We start from the raw sequence: 21,630 nt of genomic DNA, 5'->3' as shown, positions 1-21,630 counted from the left end.
TTTTCATTTCATTCCAATCCAATTTTAATGTATTATGAGCTATCTTATCATAAAAATGAGGCCCTATACAATAGGAAAAGAGGTTGAAACCTATGTGTCTCAACCTCAGTAATCGTCTTATGTAAAGAAGATATTCAATTTACCAAAATAATTGGCTAGCAAGCTTAAATCATTTTCCAAAATTATAACAAGTCTTCATATAAACGGATATACTCCTTAGCCGGTTCAGTCCAGCTAAAGTTTGTCGCCATGGCTTGGTGAATCAATTGTAACCATACATCCGGTTGGTTTTCGTAAATATCCAAGGCATATTGGATAATATGAGCGAAAACATCCCCACTAAAGATGTTAAATGAGAAGCCGTTACCTTCACCAGTATATTGATTGTATGGTTGAACGGTATCTGATAAGCCACCAGTTTCGTGGACAATTGGTAAAGTACCGTAACGCATGGCAATCATTTGAGATAAACCACACGGTTCAAATGCACTAGGCATCAAGAACATATCAGAACCTGCATAAATTTGTTGAGCTAATTCGACATCAAAATCTATATATGCGCAGAATTCCCCGGGATACTTCCATTCAAAATAACGGAATGAGTTTTCAAACGCCTCATCACCGGTACCCAACACAACAATTTGAATATTGAAATTTGTGAGTAGATACTCAGCTTTTTCTTGTAACAACTGCATACCCTTTTGATCAGTTAACCTCGTAACTACACCAAGTAAAGCAACATCCGGGTCTACACTTAGGCCAACTCGTTCCTGTAAGGCCTGTTTATTGGCTACTTTACCCGTTTGAACTGTTGATGCATCATAATTTTCAACTAAATAAGGATCCGTTTCTGGATTGTTTTGTTCATAATCTATCCCATTAATAATGCCTGATAACTTCCAAGCGTTATAACGTAATTCACCATCTAGTTTTTCACCAAATTCAGGTGTCTGAATTTCGCGGGCGTAATTCGGACTAACTGTTGTTACCTTGTCAGAGAAATTAATACCGCCCTTAAGATAGTTCACTTGACCTTCCTTTTTAACCCCGTTTTCATGGTATAAGGCATAGGTGGTGTTAAAAATCTCTTTTAAGACAGATTCATTTTGCCAACCTTGGAAACGAATGTTATGGATAGTTAATACTTTGCGGATATTTTGATAGCTATCTACCCAATGGTATCGATCCACTAATAAGGCAGGAATCATCGCTGTTTGCCAGTCATTTACATGAATGATATCTGGTATAAAATCCACTTTTTCCATCATTTCAATCACTGCGATATCAAAAAATCCAAACCGTTCACCGTCGTCATTTTGGCCGTACAATTGATCCCGGTCAAAATACGCTAAATTATCAATAAAGTAATACTGAACGCTATCAAGTGTTAGCGTCTTTACCCCAACATAGGCTGATTTATAACCTAATTCAACTCTAAAATGGGTAATTTCAATCAGTTGCTCCTTGAATCTTTCAGGCATTTGCGTGTAATACGGCAACACTACTCTGATGTCAACACCTTGTTTGCGCAATTCCTTTGGCAAGGCATAGGCAACATCACCAAGCCCACCCGTTTTGAAGAACGGCGCACCCTCAGCGGCAACAAATAAAACTTTCATATGGTCACCTTTCTCTCATCTCTTTATCTACCATTTAAAATCCTTTGACCTTTTTAAACTTATAGGCTTGATGTTGGAATGTTTCATCTGATGCAGCGACATAGGTCCCTTTTGGAATCACAACAGGTTCCTCCGGTGTTCCAGTGATTACTGCACCTGGCGCTACCTCAACTTTTTTGTCTAAAATTGCATATTTTACGCTTGCACCCTTACCAATCTTCGCACTTTGGAAAATGATAGAATCTTCTACCTTAGCATTTGGCGCCACTTCCACGTTACGGAAGATATGAGAATGTTCCACTTCACCATAAATTTGGCAACCTGTACCGATTTGTGCATTAATCACATCTGCATGGCTACCATAATAAGTTGGCGAACCATTATGTGCTTTTGTAATGATCGGTTGATCGCCTTGGAATAACTGGGTAAAGTATTCACCATTTAGCATTTGCATGCTTACATCATAGTAAGATTTTACAGAATCTACGTTACCAACGTATCCTTCATAAAGGTAACCAACTGTTTTATAGTCATCCATGTATTCAATGACAACGTCATCTAACTCTTTGTAGTAGTTATTTTCTTCAGCACGGTCAATCATTTCAAGCAACTTGTCTGTTCGAACCAGTGCCATGTTCATATCGTAATTAATAGTTGCTTGAGAAATTGGTGTAATCCCTTCTTTAGAGAGGCGCTCAACATTTTGGTCGTCATCTAAATGTATGATGTATTCATTTGGATGGTATTCAATCAGTTCGCGCGGAACTTCAGCGTAAACACGAATGATATCAGCATCACAACCATCAAATTTTTCAATGACTTCATCTAGATGGACATTAGCTACTATTTTGGCACCTGAAACAAATACATACTCTGCATTTGACCGTTCGATAAATAAGTGATGGTCATCATAGAATGGGCCTTTACGACTCGCTGCTTCATATAAAGCACGTTTATGGTTCATTTGTGAGAAGGTAAAAATCCCACCTGTGTAATTATCAAAGTTCCAGGCTTTACCTGAGCGGATATGGTCATATACAGAACGACCAGTTTCAGCCATAAATAAAGCGACAGAACGTACACCTGCGTGCGATAAACTTGATAAATAGAAATCTAAGATACGGTAACGACAAGTGAATGGTAGGTTGGCAATTGGTCTATTGTCTGTTAAAGGCATTAAATCAGTTATCGATTCATTCAAATTTAAGATAGCTGTAACTCTATTTTTAACCATATTAATTACCTCCAACTACTTCTTCATAACCAATGACAGTGATACTATCAGGGGTACCAATGATTTCTGACCCATCAGAAACAACGGCATCCTCACCTAAAATCGCATATTCAATTTTGACACTTTCACCAATACTTGATCCCTTCATAATGATTGAGTTGGCAATAGTCGAATCTTTCCCAACTAATACATTTGGAGAAAGGATTGAGTTTTTAATACTGCCACGGATAATACAACCATCACAAATCATGGCATTTTCAACTACAGATTCCGTCGATAAGAATTGTGGTGTGGTCACCGTATTTCTTGAGAAAATTGGCCAACCTTTGTCTCGGATTTGTAATGGATGTTCTTGATCAAGCACTTCCATATTTGCTTCCCATAATGAGTCGATTGTACCTACATCTTTCCAGTAACCATCGAATGAATAAGCAAACAATTTTTCATCATTGTTTAAATAAGCAGGAATAACATTTTGACCAAAGTCTTCCATGCCTTCTGGGTCTTGCGTTAGGTATTCACGTAATTTGTCCCATGTAAAAATGTAAATCCCCATTGAAGCTAAGTTACTCTTTGGATTTTCCGGTTTTTCTTCAAACTCAACGATTTTTCCTTCGTCATCTGTGTTCATGATACCAAAGCGAGACGCCTCATTCATAGGTACTGGTTTAACGGCAACAGTACAATCGGCGTCATTTGCCTTATGCGCTGCTAACATCGGTGCATAGTCCATTTTATAAATATGGTCTCCTGAAAGAATTAATACATATTCTGGATTTTTACTATCAATAAAAGACACATTTTGATAAATGGCATTCGCCGTACCATTAAACCATTTTTCTCCATCACTAGAAGAATAAGGTTGTAATACGAAGGCACCACCATCGCGTGTATCTAAGTCCCAAGAATCACCATTCCCAATGTGGTCATTCAAAATCATCGGCTCATATTGTGTCACGACACCCACAGTTGTAATCCCTGAATTCATACAGTTACTCAAGGTAAAATCAATAATTCGATATTTACCACCAAAAGGAACAGCTGGTTTAGCAATACTTTTTGTTAACTTTCCTAAGCGAGTACCTTTACCACCGGCAAGAATCATAGCGATCATTTCATTATTTAACATAGTAGCGGAGTTAAACTCCCTTCCCCCTTTTTACATAAGGCACCCACCTAAATATGATGGGATCATGACATTTCAACGAAAATGTAGTAACAGACCAACCCTTTAATGGTTTTTATTTCTTGTTGTTTCAGGCGTTAGTTTAATATTTACTGGTTCAAAGGCTATTGCTGCTAGAGATGGCAGATTGATTTCTAGTGAATATGGTTGGCCTTTATGTGGAACCGCCACTGTTTCAAAGTTTGTGGTTTGACTCACCCAATTACCACCAAATGTCTTCATCTCACTATTTAAGACCACTTGATAAGTACCTGCATACGGTACACCTATTCGGTAGTGACTACGTTCAGCAGGCGTGAAATTGAAGGCACATACTAACAAGGCATCCGCTGCTTTACCATGACGGATAAATGATAAGGTGGTTTCTTGATCATCATCAGCTTCAATAATTGTAATACCAGCTTTTTGGTTATCTTGCTCGTGAAGTGCAGGCGTCTCTTTATAAAGCTGGTTCAATTCAGCAACGTAAGATTGGAATTCAGTATTGTACTCTCGTTCTAGAGATGACCATTCCAACCCTTCATAGAAACGCCATTCTAAGAATTGCCCGATTTCATTACCCATGAAGGATAATTTTTTACCAGGATATAGTAGCCGGTAACCTTCAAGGACACGCAAGTTCGCAAACATCTCATAGCGGTTATGATTCGGCATCTTGCCTAGTAATGAACGCTTACCGTGTACAACTTCATCGTGTGAGAAAGGTAAAACAAAATTCTCATCATGCATGTACATGAAAGTGAAATTGATTAACTTGTAATTATAGCTTCTACTGAAGGCATCAATCCCGAAGAATTTCAAGGTGTCATTCATCCAACCCATATTCCATTTAAAATTAAATCCTAGACCACCTAGGCTAGTCGGTTTCGTTACTCCGCTCCAAGCGGTAGATTCTTCAGCAATCATTAAGTAAGATGGGTCTCTGAGAAGAATTTCTGTATTGAGTTTCCGTAAAAATTCAAGCCCTTCTAGATTAACGTTATGGCCGTATTTATTCGGCATCCAAGGTCCAATGTCATAATCCAAATACAACATATTTGAAACTGCATCAACCCGTATACCATCAAAATGGAAAGTTTCGAGCCAAAATACGGCACTGGAGATCAAGAATGACTGGACTTGCTTACGCCCTAAATCGAAGTTTTTAGTCCCCCATCTAACATTTTCAGCACGATTAGGATCTTGATATTCAAAAGTTGCTGTGCCATCATAATTGGCCAAAGCATCATCGTTCACCACAAAGTGACCTGGTACCCAGTCAACGATGACCCCGATACCTACCTGATGGCAGGCATCTACGAAGGACATTAATGGCCCAAAATCATGACCAAAACGACCGGCAATAGAGAAGTAACCCGAAATTTGATAACCCCAAGAGGCTTCTAATGGGTGTTCCATTAAAGGCATAAATTCAATATGGGTATAGCCCATTTTTTTAACGTAAGGAATCAATTCTGCTTCTAGGTCAGCAAAAGTATAGGCCGAACCATCTTCATGTCTATTCCAAGATGACATGTGCACTTCATAAATATTTATTGGGCTAGCAAACATATTTGATTGCTGTCTTTGTTTGATCCATTCTTGATCGTGCCACTCGTAAGTTGGAATATCTTGTATCACAGAGGCGTTCTTTGGTGGAACTTCACCAGCAAAGGCAAAGGGATCTTGCTTTTCTCGTTTAATGCCATCTTGATCTTCAATAACAAATTTATAAATGTCCCATTCTTTTGCATCTTGCATAAAAACAGTCCATGCACCAGTATCCGCAACCTTATCCATTTGCACTTCTGCCCAATCGGAAAAATCACCTTCCAAGTAAACACACTTGGCATTCGGTGCCCATACAGTAAACTGGTAGCCTTCTTGGTCATTAATAACTTGTTTCTTAGCTCCTAGGAATTTAAAAGCCTCATAATGATGGCCAATATTAAAGTAATACATTTCATCGAACAAGCTTCTACCTTGGATTGATGGGAATGCTTCTTTTTCTTTAGACAAAATGATTTCCTCCCTATTTATAGCAAATAATATTATTTGCTATTTAAAAATCTGACCTAACACTTTTCCTTCTACTGGCGTTTTAAATGCTAAATCTAACATTGCTAGCATTGTTGGGCCTTCATCTACCAAGCGCCCACTGGCTAAAGTTACACCAGCTTTAATCTTAGGTCCTTTTGCCATAAACATTGTCGTATAGTTTTCTTTTTTAGGACTATAGCCGTGACTCGCTTTTAATAGCTTGATGCCTGGAATATGTTTATTGGTATCTTCAATGATTGGTCGTTCAATGTCACTTTCAAAGTAATAATCTTCACTTGCTTCGATTAAGGCAAAACATTCAGGGTCTGCACCTAAAGCAGCCGCTTCCTCCCGATTATAAATGGTTTCGATGTAAGGTTTTAAAGGTGCCAGGAGTTCTTTAAGTTGTGCCATTGTGAGTGGATTATGATCTTTCACATAGATATAGCAAGAGCCGTCCGCCCCTTTTGCGTAGACTTTATAATCTTGGATTTTATTTTGTGCCTTCGTCTGAATTAACCCAGCTTCTATAAATAGATGATTCGGTCGAATAACGACTTGGGTATCAATTTGATAATGATCACCTAATAAGACAATATGGGCTTCTTTATAGGCTGGCGTTGTCTCAATCGCATGGAACAATTGACCTAAATGTGCGTCCATTCGCTCAATGGCCGCTTTAGATTCAGGTGATTTCACGCCAAAACCATGTCGAGTAGAATCAAGGTCAACAAGGTGGATTGCCATCACATCTGGTTGTTCATTCATAATAGTGTCTACTGCTACTGCCGTTACAAAGTCGTCTAATTCTGGTTGTTTGATCCCTGACCGTAAATAACCAAATTTATGATTCTTTTCAATGAGGTATTTAGGTGATGATGCCAATAGGGATACTGCAACTTGAGAGAGCCATTTTCGGTTTGCAAAAATTTCTGCAATATTATAATCTATTGATCTACTTTTACCGGTAACAGGCCAAAGGATTGTTGAGACACTCAAATCATTTTCACTCGCGATATCGAATAAGGTTGGTGTTTTAATATATTTAGTATACCAATGCCAATCAGGAGAAATTCGGTTGGGTTGTAAGAGTGTATTGTTTATAATGCCGTGATCTTTGGGGTATTGACCAGTCACAATTGAGGTATGACACATATAGGTTAGTGATGGGTAAACAGATTCAACTGCCTCTACTAAAGCTGCTTCTTGACGGAATTTCTTGAAGTTTGGCAGCGTTAAGGCATAAGCTAAATCCTCCGTTCCAAAAGCATCTAAACTTACTATGACTAACTTCTTACTTGGCATTAATCAAATCCCCCAGATATTATTGCTATATTCTCTATTATAACTTAAAATTTAATCTTAGTGGTATGAAAAAGCTTTCATTTTTAGATAAATAAAAAAGCGAGAACAAAAATGTCCTCGCTTTCCAAGACTAGGGTCTAAGCCGTTCACATCAGCTTTTGACCAAGTACCCACTTCCCGTGGTGATTTTCATCGTGTACTTTCTTTAACTACATGCACAGTCTTACAATATGCTGTGCGTGTCGCCTCATCGCATATTGAAATTATAACATGAAATCACTTAGAAAACAATCCTTTTTTGTCGGATAAAGCTTTAATCATTAAAGATCTTGCATTTTTTACTATAACCGAATCACTTCAATTTTGTAGCCATCTGGATCAGTCACAAAGAAGTATCTTGGTTCAGTATCCCCTGGTAATTGTTTAAGGTCAGTAATATCCAAACCTTTTTCGCTTTGCGATGCATGAAGCGCTTCTAAATCTTCTACAGCAATCGCAATATGACCATAGCCATTTCCTAAATCATAAGCCTCTGAACCGTAGTTATAAGTCAACTCTAACTCATAATCATCACCTGGTAATGATAAATAAGTCAATGTAAATTCGTGTTCTGGAAAATCTTTTTCTTCTGCAATTTCAAAACCAAATGCTTCTTTATAGAATGCTTTTGAAGCTTCTAAGTCTTTTACACGATAACAAGTATGTGCCATTTTCATTGATTCCATCTCCATTTCAACTTTTTTTTATTATATAGTTGTATTCTATCAAAGATAGTTTAAAAGGTTAAACGAAATATCCTATTTAAGATAAAAAAATGCAAATACTTTTATATTCTATCGATTGTCTTGAAGAGACTTTGCATATATTGAAATCCTTCGCGGATAAATTCTCTCAACACACCTTCATCAATATCAGCTAATTTATTGATATAAACACAAGAAACACCGGCCTTATACTTACCAATTCTATCTAAGAATTTTTGCGAGATTTCCTGGTCAAATTTTGGTATAGGGAAAATCGTGCTTTTTGGATCGAAAATCCAGTCATTGGCCAAACGCCTTCGACGCCAGAAGTAGTCGTATATTCATAAATACCATAGCCTATGATCGATGGCCCCGACATAATCGGTTCTGCCTCTGTTTTTTCGGTGAAAATCTTCAATAGCTTCAACCCATCTTCTGCTTTTGTTTTCGACACATCGAATGCTTCTATATGTTCTTTGGGATCAACTTTTGTTGGTAAAGTTTTTTGTTGATAGGTCATATTTTTACTCCTTAAAAAACATTAAAATTATTGGTAATTGTACTGTCCTCTATAAAACTATGCTATCATGGATTGAAGTAAATCACACTTTTAAACCCGTAAATGTTAGGGAAATTGTGATGAAAAGATGAGGAGCAACAATAACTATGATATGTCCAAACTGTCAGTCGACAATTCCAACAGATACAAAAATTTGTCCAAATTGTGACTATATTTTTACCCATCGTGACCCGGATGACGACTTTCATGATACGATTGATATTCCCGCAGCTTCATATGCGGATACAATATATGATAAAGACGACCAATTTGAGGCTTATAAAGAGCACCAAACCTCTACAATTCAAAACGCAGCTTATGCGGGTGACAATACCGACTCTTATGATAGCAAAGATGATAATAAAGACGAGAAGAAAGCTAAGAAGCCATTATTTTCTTTTGGCAAAAACAATAAAAAGACAAAAGCTACTGATAATGGTGGCCCTAGTCGCCGTCAAAACAAACAAGATGGCAACCGTCTCACTTCTTACATAGCTTATCTTTTGTCTTATATCAAAAAACCAATACAATCACCTACCACTAACGAATTAAATAAGAATCCAAACCACGGTATCACAAGCTTATTGCTACTTGCAATCTTAAATACTGTATCTATTACTTCCCTTGCAAATTACCTCGTTTCTCATTACGAATGGTTTGCTGATTTATCTGTCTTACCAAACTTGAATTTCGAATTTGTTGCTTGGCGCTTTGGTTTGAAAACATTCGTCTTTCTCATTATTAGCCTGTGGTTATTACCAGCAATGATTCACCTGTTCAATCGGAATAATGAATCCGAAAAAATGAGTAACAATGTATGGCTGACCCATTTCTTTGGTATGAATAGTATCTCAGTAATTGTCGCTATCGTTTGTTTCTTAAGCTCATTACTAGCGCCATTGATTTTTATGATTTTTGTGCTATTATTGACTTTAATGCAAATTGCTTTATTGATCATTACCATGACGATACATTTCTTGCAATCAGGTAATGTCAACAAATCAAAAGCCTTCTATAGTATTTTGGGTGTTTTACTACTATTCTTCTTAGCAGTCATTTTCTTAGTTGGTTTAATCTATTAATTTTCACTAGACTTCATTAGAAGTCTAGATTCGCGGCTATGGCGGAACGGCAGACGCGCTGCCTTGAGGGGGCAGTGAGAGTATTCTCGTGCAAGTTCAAATCTTGTTAGCCGCATATGTACTTTTTAATGAATAAAAAAAACAGTCAAAAACCCTAATTTAAAAGGATTTTGGCTGTTTTTTTGGTTGAAAAAACCTACTGAATAAGAGGAATATTGTCGAAAAAATGCCGACTTAAGTTATACAAAAAGCGGTCCAGATGTTATATCTGAACCACTTTTCTTCTATATAACATTATAGTGTGACAACTTCATAACCAGCAGTTTCAATAGCTGCTTTAGCATTGTCACCTTGACCAGTATGAACTTGAATTGTAATTTCAATACCATCTTCGTCATTCACAAAGATATGCGATACACTTACACTCGCGTCAGCAAGGACTTTAGTAATTTCTGAAAGGACCCCTACTCTATCTTCGACAACTTTTACGACGATACGGCTACCTTTATCACCTGGTGTATAACCAGATAAGTCAATTAAGGCTTTGAAGATATCTTTATAAGTTACGATCCCTTGAACTGTTTTATTTTCATCAACAATTGGTAAAACGCGTAGGTTATTCGCACGCATATATTCCGCTGCTTCTTCTACCATCCACTCAGTAGTGGCAGTTGCTACTTTCTTGTCCATGAATTTTTCAACATCAGCTTGAGAAAGAATGTAGTTTAATTCGTAAACACTTAGACTTGTCGCGTCTGAAGCAGATTTTGCATCAATAATGTCTTGTGTAATTAACCCAACAAATTGACCTTTCCTTGTAACTGGCAGATTATGAATCTGGTGACTTTCCATTTTAGCCACAGCTTCTGTTACAGAAGTCTCCGGTGAAACAGTGATCACATCTTTACTCATATATTGTTTGATTTTCATGAAGAACCCTCCCTATTTATCAATAGTTTTTAAGTGTTTACATGTATTTTATCATTTACTTGAGTAAAATACAGATTTTTCACCTTATTCTGGTTGAATTACTGTAACATTTTCGGTTGGTTCACCGTTAACTACTTCTTGAATATAAGCCGGTGCAGATACGTTATGCTCTTCATCGAAGGTAATATCATAAGCGATACCTTCAAATTCTTCCGTTGCGCCAATAGCGTCTTTGACGGCTGTTGGTTCTGTAGAATCGGCTGCATCAATCGCGTCCATTACCATATTTGCAGCGTCATATGCTACTGCAGAGAACATATCCGGTTCAGTACCGAATTTTTCAACATAGGCATTATAGAAGTCTTGGACATCTTTTTCAGCATCTTCTGCATATACGAAATGGGCTACGTAATAGACATTGCTCATATTTTCAGCACCTGCTAGTTCGACAATATTTTGGTTACCCAAACCATTAGGACCAACAATCGCAATATCGATACCCATTTCTCTGGCTTGTTTTATGATTGGACCAGCTTCTTGGTAGTAACCTGCAATAAAGATTACATCAGGATTTTGAGATTTAACATTTGTTAGGACTGAGCTGAAGTCTGTATCACCAGAAATATATGATTCATCAATAATCACGTCACCGTCAAAGTTTTCAACAAAGATATCTGTTAGGTTTTGACCATAATCAGTCGAGTTATCTTTCAATACAGCGGCAGTTTCGTAACCATTTTGGTTGGCAAACTTAGCGATAGCAGCACCTTGGAAAGAAATTTCAAAACTTGTCCGGTAGAAGTATTCCCAAACCTCACCCGTTTCTGAGTTAATGGTTGCATTATCTACTGTTGTCGTTGCGGATACAAATGGCACTTGCGCATTTTCAGCCACTGGTTGGGTAGCAAAAGTTAAGGCCGCTGTAGCCGGTCCAAGGACGACTGAATTGCCTTGCTCAATTAAATAAGTCATACCTGTAGCAGCTTCTTCTGGTGTACCTTGATTGTCGTATGATTGATAGCTCACTTCTTTTCCATCAATCCCGCCTTCTTCATTCCGTTGTTCAACGGCCAATTGGACAGCATTATCTTGGACCACACCATATGCCGCAGTAGCACCAGTTAGTTCCCAAAGTCCACCAATATTTACCGTATCGGAATCGCTAGTTGACACCTCTGAAGAGGATGACGAATTTGAATTATTAGAAGTGGCAGTAGTTACTTGTGAGCAACCAGCTACTATAATAGAAGCCGCAAAGATAGTTGTTAGCATTTTAGTAAATTTCATATTTTTCATAAAATATTTCTCCCATCTATTTGTAAATATTGTCTACAACCCAAACATAACCCAAGAGCCACATACAACAACATAGCTAAATAAAAAACGCCGACCCGTTCAAACGGGCCGGCGTCTTAGCTAAGAGCCCGTATCTCACGAGAAATAGGACTCTACAATATATGGTAGAATCCTCAGTTAGCTAATAATAATAATAAATTTTGATGTGGGAAAGCAGAAACAAATTCCGCTTGCATATTTAAATGTACAATCATCATCATTTCTACCTTCCTCTCTTTAAGTTAATTTAAATATAACAAATAAAATAGAATAATCAAGAGTTTTTTAATTTAATTTTAATTATTTTATAATTTATGGAAATTTATTTAATTTCAAGCATGCTTAAACCGATGCGACCTTTTTTCTCGTCTACTTCAGATACCCAAACTTCAACAATATCACCTACAGAAGCGATATCACTTGGATTACTTATGAATTTTGTAGACATTCTCGAAATATGAACCAAACCATCTTGTTTAACACCAACATCGACAAAGGCACCAAAATCAACAACATTACGCACTGTACCTTGTAATTTCATCCCTACTTTTAAATCTTTCAATGAAAGAACATCAGATCTTAAAATTGGCGCAGCAACGTCTTCACGTGGGTCACGCCCTGGTGTGAGTAGTGATTTTTGAATATCTACTAAGGTTTCTTTACCAATACCATATGATTGAGATAAGGCATCTAAATTGAAATTGGCAATTTTTTTTCTGACTTCTTCACTTTGAAGTTCTTCTAAAGAAATACCTAAGTCTTTCAGAATTGCCTTAACTTCCTTATAATTTTCAGGGTGAATACCTGTATTGTCTAAAATGTTGTCGCCCCCTGTAATACGGATGAAACCAACTGCTTGTTCATAAGTTTTAGGTCCTAAACGCTTTACCTTACCTAATTGCTTGCGATCAGTAAAGACACCATTTTCATTTCGGTACTCAACGACATTTTTAGCAACTGCCATCGATAAGCCAGCAACATGGCTCAATAATGAAGCAGAAGCTGTATTTAAGTTGACTCCAACCCGGTTAACCACAGTTTCAACAGTGAAATCTAAGCTTTCAGCAAGTTCTTTTTGAGACACATCATGCTGGTACTGACCTACACCGATGGCTTTAGGTTCAATTTTTACCAATTCAGCTAATGGGTCTTGCAAGCGACGCGCGATAGATACGGCTGAACGTTCTTCAACGTTATAGTCAGGGAATTCTTCGCGGGCAATTTTACTAGCTGAATAAACTGAAGCACCAGCTTCATTAACAATGCTATAAACCAAGTCTAAGTCATTATCTTGGATTTGTTCAGCAACAAATTGTTCAGACTCACGACTTGCTGTTCCGTTACCAATCGCAACCATTTCTACCTGGTAAGTTTTGATTAATTCATTGAATTTTTTGCTGGCTTCAGCTTTTTTATTGACTGGTGCATGCGGATAAATCACATCTTTAGCCAAAACTTTACCTGTGGCATCCACTACAGCTAACTTACAACCTGTTCTAAAGGCTGGGTCTAAACCTAAAACAACGCGTCCCTTCAATGGTGGTTGCATTAACAAGTTACCCAAATTCGTTGAAAAAGTAGCAATAGCGTGTTGCTCAGCTGTTTCGGTTAATTTAGAACGCAATTCTCTTTCAATAGAAGGTTTTAAGAAACGATCTAATGAATCTTGAATAGCCGCTTGGATTTCGCGAGTTGACACTGGGTGACCTTTAATGAAGCGATGAACTAAATGTTCAATAATTGGAAACTCGTCTGCCTCAATAGAAACATTTAGAATCTTCAACTTTTCAGCCCGGTTAATTGCTAATGTCTGATAGGGTTTCACGTTTTGGATATTTTGGCTAAAATCGTAATATATTTCGAAGATAGCTTTTTCATCTTCCGCATTTTTACGTTTTAGACTGGTTAATTTACCTTCTTTTAATGTATATTTACGTAACCATAGACGAATATCTGCATCTTCTGCAATCCATTCAGCCATAATTTCGTGTGCCCCATCCAAGGCCATTTTAGTGTCTTTTATTTCGTCATTTAAGAATTTTTCAGCTTCCGCTTGAACATTACCTGTAGTTGGTGATGAAAATAACCATTTGGCAAGATCTTCTAAACCATTCTCTTTGGCAATGGTTGCCTTTGTACGACGTTTTTGTTTATAAGGCGCATAAAGGTCTTCAACCGTTTGTAAAATTGTCGCTTGTTTAATTTTTTTAGCAAGATCATCTGTTAATTTTCCTTGTTCTTCAATATTTGCAAGAACTGATGATTTTCTTTCCTCTAATTGTTTCGTATATTGGTAAGCATGTTCAATTTCTCTAATTTGAACCTCGTCTAATGACTGCGTAACTTCCTTACGATAACGAGCGATAAAAGGTACGGTATTGCCCTCTTCTAGCAATTCCAATACATTTTCAATTTGCTTTTTATTAAATGGTAAGCTTTGGTTAATAATTTGAATGTAAGATGACTTCATATTCAACACCTTTCTTTTTTCACGAACAATCATTATACCCCAAAAATGGTACTTTTGCCATTCAACAAATTTAGACATTTTTTGCGCATTTTAATTTCAGTTAATTATTGCAATTCTATCTTAAATAAAATATAATTATATTAACTTAAACAGTTCCATGAGGGAGTAATCAGCGATTATTGTATCGTGGCGGCGCCAACATATACGGCAGATATCTGCTGGTGCCGTCTTAAAAGATGAGACTTATGGCTACTTCTCTACTTGGAGGGGTAGTCATAGGTCTTTTTTTGAAAGACAATCTCTGGATCTTGCTTTAGGGGTAATAATTTAAAGGATGGAGAGATAATTAATGTCAGAAGAAAAGAACAATCAGTCTTTCTTCACTCAAGATGCTGATCAAGTCTTCACATCATTAAATTCTTCTATTGAAGGTTTATCTGATGCTGAAGCTGCCAGTCGATTAGAGAAGAACGGACCGAACGAAATTAAAGAAGGGGAACGCAAGTCAACCTTACAAAAGTTCTTGGATCAATTTAAAGATTTAATGATTATTATCTTATTAATCGCTGCAGCACTTTCATTAATTTTAGAAGGTACTCACGGATTAGTAGATGCAATTATTATTCTTGCGGTTGTATTAATTAATGCAATCATGGGTGTTGTTCAAGAAAATAAAGCTGAGGATGCTATTGACTCTCTTAGGAATATGTCTTCACCTAAAGCAAACGTTCGTCGTGATGGCGAAGTTAAATCAATCGATTCTAAAGATATCGTTGTTGGTGATATTGTAATCCTTGAAGCTGGTGACGTTGTTCCTGCCGACTTACGTCTATTCAAAGCAAGTTCATTACAAATTGAAGAAGCTGCTTTAACTGGTGAATCTGTACCAGTTACTAAAGATACTGCCACTGTTGAAGGTGATGCTGGTATCGGTGACCGTTTAAATATGGGGTTCTCTTCTACTAACGTAACATACGGTCGTGGTGAAGGTATTGTAACTGCAACTGCTATGGATACTGAAGTTGGTAACATCGCTGAGATGTTAGAAAACGCTGAAGGTAAAACAACACCATTACAAGAAAACATGAACGGGTTAACTCGTTTCCTAACTTACGCAATTGTTATTATTGCCGTTGTTATTTTCTTCCTAGGTTTATTACGTGGATTTGACTGGATCACAATGCTATTAACAGCAATCTCAATTGCCGTTGCTGCCCTTCCAGAAGGTCTACCTGCTATCTCAACTATTATCCTTGCATTAGGTACTCAAAAAATGGCTGACCGTCGTGCCTTAGTACGTAAGTTACCAGCCGTTGAGACACTTGGTGGTACAGAAGTTATCTGTTCAGATAAAACTGGTACCCTAACTCAAAACAAGATGACTATCGAAAAAGTTTACTATAATGGTGAATTACACGATGCATCTGAAGACATTGACCATAATGAACCTGTTTTCCGAGTTATGAATATGGCCAATGACTCTACAATCGCTAAAGATGGTTCATTAGCTGGTGACCCTACTGAAACTGCAATGATTCAATTCGGTTTCGACAAAGGTTACGATGTTCGTGAAACAATCAAAGTTCAACCTCGTGTCGGTGAAATACCATTCGATTCAGATCGTAAAATGTCTACTACTGTTCACGAAACTTTAGGTGAAGAGCAATCACACGGTAAATACGTTTCAATGACTAAAGGGGCGCCTGATGTTATTATTGAAAAATGTACACACTACGTGAATAACGGCGAAATCTTACCATTGGATGAAGCTGCTCGTAAGGAATTATTAGACGCTAACCACGGTATGGCTATCCAAGCATTACGTGTATTAGGTATGTCTTACCGTTACATTGATGATTTACCTGGTGAATTCAACACAGAAACTTTAGAGCATGATCTAATCTTCGCTGGTATGGTTGGGGAAATTGACCCTGAGCGTCCAGAAGCTAAAGACTCTATCGCTACTGCAAAACAAGCGGGTATCCGTACTGTTATGATCACTGGTGACCACAAAGATACCGCCGCAGCTATCGCAGCTCGTTTAGGTATCATTGAAGAAGGCCAAGAAGAAGCAGTTACAACTGGTGCACACTTAAACGAAATGACTGATGAAGAATTAGCAGCAAATGTTGAACAATATTCAGTTTACGCGCGTGTATCTCCTGAACATAAAGTTCGTATCGTATCTGCATGGCAATCACACGATAAAGTTGTTGCGATGACTGGTGACGGTGTTAATGACGCGCCTTCTTTGAAACAAGCTGATATCGGTATTGGTATGGGTATCACTGGTACAGAAGTTTCTAAAGGTGCTTCTGACATGGTACTTGCTGATGACAACTTCGCGACAATCATCACTGCAATCGAAGAGGGACGTAAAGTATTCTCAAATATCCAAAAAGCAGTTCAATTCTTACTATCTGCTAACTTGGGTGAGGTTATGACTTTATTCGTTGCAACAATGCTTGGTTGGACAATCTTAGAACCTATCCATATCTTATGGATCAACTTAGTAACTGATACCTTCCCTGCAATTGCTTTAGGTCTTGAAGCAGCGGAATCTGATGTAATGGAACACAAACCTCGTGGACGTTCTGGTAACTTATTATCAAATGGTGTATTACCATCAATTATTTATCAAGGTATCTATGAAGGTGCTGCAACATTATTTGTATTCTGGTACGGTCGTTACCAAATGGGTGTTCCGTTGGAAGATGCAGAAGCTATGGCCTTCTTAACATTAGCATTCATCCAGTTGTTCCACGCTTACAACTCTAAGTCAGTATTCAAGTCACTATTCGCTTCAAATCCATTCGACAATAAGTGGTTAAACATCGCAGTATTAGCTTCAACAGTATTGATGTTAATTACTGTATTCATACCAGGTCTAAACGACGCCTTCGGTACTGTTCACTTGTTAGGTGACCCAATGGCTATGGAAATGTGGACTGTAATTCTATTAGCTGCTGCTTCTGTAGTACTTTACGTAGAAATCGGTAAATTTATTATCCGTGCTACTGGTTGGGACGAAAAATTTGATGCTGGGTCTGAATTAAACAAATAACAATTTTATCTATTTGCTTTTTAAGCTACAAAGGGCTGTGACACTTCCGTCATAGCCTTTTTATATTTTGTCATATGATCTGTTTTTCTTGAGTTTATCTCATTATATATCTTTGCAATTTTTGCTTGTTTACCTACCAGATTCTTGCTAAGATTAAATAAAAATAAAATATATTATACTATTAAAGGTGGTTTTAGATGCGCAATACAATCAACAATCAACTACAACGATTTTTATTTCTATTCTTTGGTGAAACTGAAATTAAACCCTTATTCTTCTATACAGTAGCTAGCATTTTTATATTATTTGGGTTAATTATGCAATCACCTAGCACTTTAATATCTGGTTATTGGACAATTCTCTTGTCTCCTAGTAATTTAATTACGGATTATTTTGAAGTTGGTGGAATAGGTGCAACTTTTTTTAACGTAGGAACTTTAACTTTAGCCAATACTTTTTTTATACATCGTAACGCCCCTAAAATTACCGGTCCACTTTTAGCTGCAATATTGACAGTCATGGGCTTTTCCTTCTTCGGGAAAAACTTATATAATTCGATACCATTTCTAATTGGTACCTTTCTTTATAGCAAATATTCGCATACGCCGATTGCAAACCTAGTATTGGGTGCTCTTTTTTCTTCAGCTTTAAGTCCTGTAGTGTCTTTAATCACATTTGGGCAGGGGCTACCCATCTATATAGGTATGCCGGTCGGTATCGTGTCCGGGGTAATAATTGGTTTCGTAATTCACCCAGTCTCATCTAGCTTTATACGATTTCATCAGGGATTCAATCTATATAATACTGGTTTCACTGCTGGTGTTATTGGATTACTGATTGCATCTATAATGCGCGTTTTTGAATTGCCGGTATCTTACGATATTGAAATCCAACAATTATTTAGTCCGCTCGTAACATCGTTTTTTATCATTTTTTCACTTGTGTTATTCTTATGTGGATTTATTTTGAATGATTATTCATTTAAGGGTTATATGAAATTACGAAAATCTTCCGGACAACTAATCTCAGATATTGTGATTGAATTTGGAACACCCATTACCTTGATGAATATGGGTATTCTAGGTTTAATAGCTATCTCATATGTGTATATTGTTGGTGGCCAACTAGAGGGTGCAGTTGTTGGCGGAGTCTTGACTGTAATTGGTTTTGCAGCATTTGGTAAAAACCCATTTAATATCATCCCTATTATGGTAGGTATTTATTTGATGCAAATTGCTATGCATATTGACAACCCTAACACAACAAGTGCACTATTAGCTGCATTATTTGGTACTACCCTAGCACCAATCGCTGGGTATTATGGATGGAAGGCTGGTCTTATTGCCGGCGCTTTGCATGCAGCAGTTGTGCAAAACACTGGTTCTGCCCATGCCGGATTGAACCTATACAATAATGGCTTTTCTGGAGGTTTCGTCGCAGCGTTCCTTGTCCCTATACTTGATGTCATAAAGGAGAGAACTAACGAACATGAGAGAATACGCAAAGGTTAATCGTATTGTATCAGAATTTATGAACTTATTTGATGATTATGAAATTAATAAATATCAAATGGAGCTATCCATCGCGACCGATAAGCAATCTACGTCTGTAATTAAATTTGATGGAAAAAAACCTAATCTTCCACACTCTTTTGTAGATCAACTAAATGAGTTAAATGCTAAGAGACAACCAGAAATTGAATATTGTTATGAAGACCTTCTTGGTATCCGTAATGATACCTTTAATACAGAAATTTTAGCTGCCGTTATCGATTATGTTACTTTTGACGTATCTGAGGCCGGCTTCCAAATTTATATCGAGCGCGTTTATCATTAAAAATTGAATCAAAGCAAATCAATCTTTTTGCATCCAGGTCTATTGACATCTATACAAAAAGCGTCCATTAGGATTTCTGATTCCTGATGGACGCTTTATTTTGTATTCTATTAAATCTAGCGCATGGTGACGAACTCTTCTGCGCCTGTTGGATGGATGGCAATTGTTTGGTCGAATTGTTTCTTGGTTAATCCTAAACGAACACCAACCGCAAAACCTTGCATCATTTCTTCTACGGCATAACCAATCCCATGAACACCAACAACCACTTCATCGTCGCCTTGGGTAATCAATTTAAACCGTGCTGGTTGGCGGTTTTCTGAAACTGCTGAATACATTGGCGTGAAGTTTGAAGTATACACTTTCACCTTGTCCGCACCAAATCTTTCTTTAGCTGCCTCTTCTGAATAACCAATCGCCCCTATTGCTGGATGGGTAAAGATGACAGTTGGTACTGTGTCATAGTCTAATAAGTACGGGTCAGCACCATTAAAAATGGTATCGGATAATGTTCTACCCGCCATAATGGCTACCGGTGTTAATTCAACTTTACCTATAACGTCACCAAAGGCATATAAACCTTCCACATTGGTATTATGGTAGCCATCCACTTTGATGTGGCCTGATTTTGTTAATTTAACATCTGTATTTTCCAAACCGATATTATCTGTATTTGGTGTACGTCCGATGGCGTAAATCACTTTTTCAGCGTCAGCATGTTGGCCATTTTTAAAGTTTACGCGAAGTGAACCATCAGCTAATTGTTCAATGGATTCAGGATCACTTTCAGTCAGCAATTCAATACCTGTTTTCTTCATTTCTTCAACTAAAACTTCGATAATCGCTTCATCATAACCTCGTAAAGGACGGTCATGTCGAACAGCTTGGCTTGTTTTGACACCTAGGCCATTTAATACCCCCGCAAATTCGGTTGCCACATAACCTGCACCTATGATTAAGACGCTTTCTGGTAAAGTTTCCCATTCAAAGAAGTCGTCAGAAGTATCCACCAAATCGATTCCTGGTAGGTCGATTAAACGCGGACGACCACCTGGCACAATGGCGATATGTGGGGCTGTGTATTGGACGCCGTCAACTTCTACAGTATGGTTGTCAATGAACTTGGCTTCACCCGCTAAATAATGGGTGCCACGAGATTTAAATCCTGATGCATAGCCACCGTGGATACGGTCAATATAGGCGTCTCTATTGGCTTTTAAAGCTGCATAGTCAACCGGGCCTTCTTCAGTGAAGTTTAGGCCGTATGCAGACCCATATTCATTGATCTGGTCTCTCAGCATAGTCCCATGCCAAGAAATTTTCTTGGGTACACAACCTCTATTTACGCAAGTACCCCCAACGTCTCTTTTCTCAATAATTAACGCTTTAGCTCCATATTCAGCGGCACGGTTTGCTGATGCGATACCGGCACTCCCGCCACCGATACTTATATAATCATATCTTTCCATTCATTCCACTCTTTTCCAAAAATTTGTTTTTTCTTCCGTTCTTCAACTTCTTTAGCTTGCCGTTGTAAAAAGATTTGTCTCGCTTGATTGGTTTCAATCGCAATATCTTGCGTAAAATCGTCCACTTCATTGGTTATTTCGTCAGTAGACGGCTCTGATGTCGTTACTTGGATCGGCTCTAAATATACATAGGCATTCGTTTGTTTAGCTGGAATGACTGCATTGTGTTTACCGTGATTATCGTAAGCTTTAAAATATAAATCATTTTGCTCGTCATAAGCGTAAGCATAGACAAGTAGCCAATGGTTTTTATAAGCAGAACCTAAATATTTTAAGGTACCAACAATGACTGGTGCTTGGTATTGGTCAATTAACTTAGGTACTTCAATATCCGGTAACAAGCCTGATTTCGCACGGTAATTTTCGAAATTGAATACTGAATTTAAGCCTGTTTCCACATTCCAATAAAAAGTCCCACTATGTAGGTGGTAGTCGTCGACAACCTTTTTATAGGCATCAATTAGGTCCTGTTTAGCCATCCTGTGGTTGGTATCCCGAAGCACTGTAAAATGGGTTAATACCGCCGCACAATAGGTGCCACAGATACCCGGACTATCTTTGTTGATCCAAGACTTGTAAGGTTTAAAGGCCTTTTCATCAAGTCCGGTCCAAATGAGTTTTTCCATATCCGTCCCTCCAATCAATATATCTTATTATATCATTATTCCAACAATCTTTTAATTATAGTGCTTATAGACGAGGGTTTCATATCTTACCCG

At 37.7% G+C, this 21,630-nt stretch carries 16 protein-coding genes and 1 tRNA gene; 5 read left to right on the top strand and 12 right to left on the bottom strand.

The window, feature by feature from the left end; genetic code table 11:
- Positions 1-182: 182 nt before the first annotated feature.
- From glgA to A6J77_RS08085, 7 genes are all read right to left on the bottom strand, one after another.
- Positions 183-1,619, bottom strand: coding sequence for a glycogen synthase GlgA (gene glgA / locus A6J77_RS08115; protein ID WP_083069781.1), 1,437 nt, complete (start codon positions 1,617-1,619; stop codon positions 183-185).
- Between the two features lie 34 nt (positions 1,620-1,653).
- Positions 1,654-2,853 (bottom strand): glucose-1-phosphate adenylyltransferase subunit GlgD, encoded by a 1,200-nt coding sequence (glgD, locus tag A6J77_RS08110; protein WP_083069779.1) that lies wholly within the window; start codon positions 2,851-2,853, stop codon positions 1,654-1,656.
- 1 nt (position 2,854) lies between these two features.
- The gene (locus A6J77_RS08105) at positions 2,855-3,982 is read right to left on the bottom strand and encodes a glucose-1-phosphate adenylyltransferase (RefSeq protein ID WP_083069777.1); all 1,128 of its coding nucleotides are present in this window, start codon (positions 3,980-3,982) and stop codon (positions 2,855-2,857) included.
- Between the two features lie 102 nt (positions 3,983-4,084).
- Entirely contained in the window at positions 4,085-5,980 is a 1,896-nt protein-coding gene (gene glgB, locus A6J77_RS08100) for a 1,4-alpha-glucan branching protein GlgB (RefSeq protein WP_227645199.1), read from the bottom strand.
- Positions 5,981-6,076: 96 nt separating this feature from the next.
- Complete coding sequence (locus A6J77_RS08095) at positions 6,077-7,363, bottom strand: alkaline phosphatase family protein (protein ID WP_083069773.1); 1,287 nt, start codon at positions 7,361-7,363, stop codon at positions 6,077-6,079.
- A gap of 341 nt (positions 7,364-7,704) precedes the next feature.
- Positions 7,705-8,079: a VOC family protein gene (locus A6J77_RS08090; RefSeq protein ID WP_083069771.1), complete on the bottom strand. Its 375-nt coding sequence runs from the start codon at positions 8,077-8,079 to the stop codon at positions 7,705-7,707.
- A 253-nt stretch (positions 8,080-8,332) separates the two neighbouring features.
- Positions 8,333-8,626 (bottom strand): hypothetical protein, encoded by a 294-nt coding sequence (locus tag A6J77_RS08085; RefSeq protein ID WP_227645162.1) that lies wholly within the window; start codon positions 8,624-8,626, stop codon positions 8,333-8,335.
- A 146-nt stretch (positions 8,627-8,772) separates the two neighbouring features.
- Here A6J77_RS08085 and A6J77_RS08080 point away from each other — a divergent pair, with 146 nt between their 5' ends.
- Together A6J77_RS08080 and A6J77_RS08075 are read left to right on the top strand one after the other, a co-directional pair.
- Positions 8,773-9,747: a zinc ribbon domain-containing protein gene (locus tag A6J77_RS08080; RefSeq protein ID WP_083069769.1), complete on the top strand. Its 975-nt coding sequence runs from the start codon at positions 8,773-8,775 to the stop codon at positions 9,745-9,747.
- Positions 9,748-9,779: 32 nt separating this feature from the next.
- Positions 9,780-9,862: transfer RNA gene (locus A6J77_RS08075), tRNA-Leu, on the top strand.
- 179 nt (positions 9,863-10,041) lie between these two features.
- Here A6J77_RS08075 and A6J77_RS08070 read toward each other — a convergent pair.
- The 3 genes from A6J77_RS08070 to A6J77_RS08060 all read right to left on the bottom strand — a co-directional run bounded on the left by A6J77_RS08070 (position 10,042) and on the right by A6J77_RS08060 (position 14,482).
- Positions 10,042-10,677, bottom strand: coding sequence for a CBS domain-containing protein (locus A6J77_RS08070; protein ID WP_083069767.1), 636 nt, complete (start codon positions 10,675-10,677; stop codon positions 10,042-10,044).
- Positions 10,678-10,761: 84 nt separating this feature from the next.
- Complete coding sequence (locus A6J77_RS08065; protein WP_083069765.1) at positions 10,762-11,973, bottom strand: ABC transporter substrate-binding protein; 1,212 nt, start codon at positions 11,971-11,973, stop codon at positions 10,762-10,764.
- Between the two features lie 361 nt (positions 11,974-12,334).
- The gene (locus A6J77_RS08060) at positions 12,335-14,482 is read right to left on the bottom strand and encodes a Tex family protein (RefSeq protein WP_083069764.1); all 2,148 of its coding nucleotides are present in this window, start codon (positions 14,480-14,482) and stop codon (positions 12,335-12,337) included.
- A gap of 349 nt (positions 14,483-14,831) precedes the next feature.
- Here A6J77_RS08060 and A6J77_RS08055 point away from each other — a divergent pair, with 349 nt between their 5' ends.
- From A6J77_RS08055 to A6J77_RS08045, 3 genes are all read left to right on the top strand, one after another.
- Positions 14,832-17,546 carry a cation-translocating P-type ATPase gene (locus A6J77_RS08055; protein WP_083069763.1) on the top strand — a complete coding sequence of 905 codons (2,715 nt, stop codon included), beginning with the start codon at positions 14,832-14,834 and terminating at the stop codon, positions 17,544-17,546.
- A gap of 197 nt (positions 17,547-17,743) precedes the next feature.
- Positions 17,744-19,057 carry a DUF1576 domain-containing protein gene (locus tag A6J77_RS08050; RefSeq protein ID WP_083069762.1) on the top strand — a complete coding sequence of 438 codons (1,314 nt, stop codon included), beginning with the start codon at positions 17,744-17,746 and terminating at the stop codon, positions 19,055-19,057.
- A complete protein-coding gene (locus A6J77_RS08045) occupies positions 19,035-19,382 on the top strand; it encodes a hypothetical protein (protein ID WP_083069761.1) in 348 nt (115 codons plus the stop codon). The genes A6J77_RS08050 and A6J77_RS08045 overlap by 23 nt, the downstream gene beginning before the upstream one ends.
- A gap of 116 nt (positions 19,383-19,498) precedes the next feature.
- On the opposite strand, the gene gorA is transcribed toward A6J77_RS08045, so the two are convergent.
- Together gorA and A6J77_RS08035 are read right to left on the bottom strand one after the other, a co-directional pair.
- Complete coding sequence (gene gorA, locus A6J77_RS08040) at positions 19,499-20,851, bottom strand: glutathione-disulfide reductase (RefSeq protein WP_083069760.1); 1,353 nt, start codon at positions 20,849-20,851, stop codon at positions 19,499-19,501.
- Entirely contained in the window at positions 20,830-21,537 is a 708-nt protein-coding gene (locus tag A6J77_RS08035; protein ID WP_083070286.1) for a dihydrolipoamide dehydrogenase, read from the bottom strand. The genes gorA and A6J77_RS08035 overlap by 22 nt, the downstream gene beginning before the upstream one ends.
- Between the last annotated feature and the right edge of the window lie 93 nt (positions 21,538-21,630).

Source organism: Aerococcus viridans (assembly GCF_002083135.2).
Lineage (GTDB): Bacteria > Bacillota > Bacilli > Lactobacillales > Aerococcaceae > Aerococcus > Aerococcus viridans_C.
Note: the sequence above shows the minus strand (reverse complement) of the source record. Positions and strands in the feature narration are given on the sequence as shown.

Coding starts and splice junctions, on each gene's coding strand:
- glgB (WP_227645199.1), bottom strand. CDS start 5,980: ATGTATTACTTTAATATTGGCCATCATTATGAGGCTTTTAAATTCCTA.
- glgD (WP_083069779.1), bottom strand. CDS start 2,853: ATGGTTAAAAATAGAGTTACAGCTATCTTAAATTTGAATGAATCGATA.
- A6J77_RS08085 (WP_227645162.1), bottom strand. CDS start 8,626: ATGACCTATCAACAAAAAACTTTACCAACAAAAGTTGATCCCAAAGAA.
- A6J77_RS08090 (WP_083069771.1), bottom strand. CDS start 8,079: ATGAAAATGGCACATACTTGTTATCGTGTAAAAGACTTAGAAGCTTCA.
- A6J77_RS08070 (WP_083069767.1), bottom strand. CDS start 10,677: ATGAAAATCAAACAATATATGAGTAAAGATGTGATCACTGTTTCACCG.
- A6J77_RS08045 (WP_083069761.1), top strand. CDS start 19,035: ATGAGAGAATACGCAAAGGTTAATCGTATTGTATCAGAATTTATGAAC.
- A6J77_RS08055 (WP_083069763.1), top strand. CDS start 14,832: ATGTCAGAAGAAAAGAACAATCAGTCTTTCTTCACTCAAGATGCTGAT.
- A6J77_RS08095 (WP_083069773.1), bottom strand. CDS start 7,363: ATGCCAAGTAAGAAGTTAGTCATAGTAAGTTTAGATGCTTTTGGAACG.
- A6J77_RS08065 (WP_083069765.1), bottom strand. CDS start 11,973: ATGAAAAATATGAAATTTACTAAAATGCTAACAACTATCTTTGCGGCT.
- A6J77_RS08060 (WP_083069764.1), bottom strand. CDS start 14,482: ATGAAGTCATCTTACATTCAAATTATTAACCAAAGCTTACCATTTAAT.
- glgA (WP_083069781.1), bottom strand. CDS start 1,619: ATGAAAGTTTTATTTGTTGCCGCTGAGGGTGCGCCGTTCTTCAAAACG.
- A6J77_RS08080 (WP_083069769.1), top strand. CDS start 8,773: ATGATATGTCCAAACTGTCAGTCGACAATTCCAACAGATACAAAAATT.
- gorA (WP_083069760.1), bottom strand. CDS start 20,851: ATGGAAAGATATGATTATATAAGTATCGGTGGCGGGAGTGCCGGTATC.
- A6J77_RS08050 (WP_083069762.1), top strand. CDS start 17,744: ATGCGCAATACAATCAACAATCAACTACAACGATTTTTATTTCTATTC.
- A6J77_RS08105 (WP_083069777.1), bottom strand. CDS start 3,982: ATGTTAAATAATGAAATGATCGCTATGATTCTTGCCGGTGGTAAAGGT.
- A6J77_RS08035 (WP_083070286.1), bottom strand. CDS start 21,537: ATGGAAAAACTCATTTGGACCGGACTTGATGAAAAGGCCTTTAAACCT.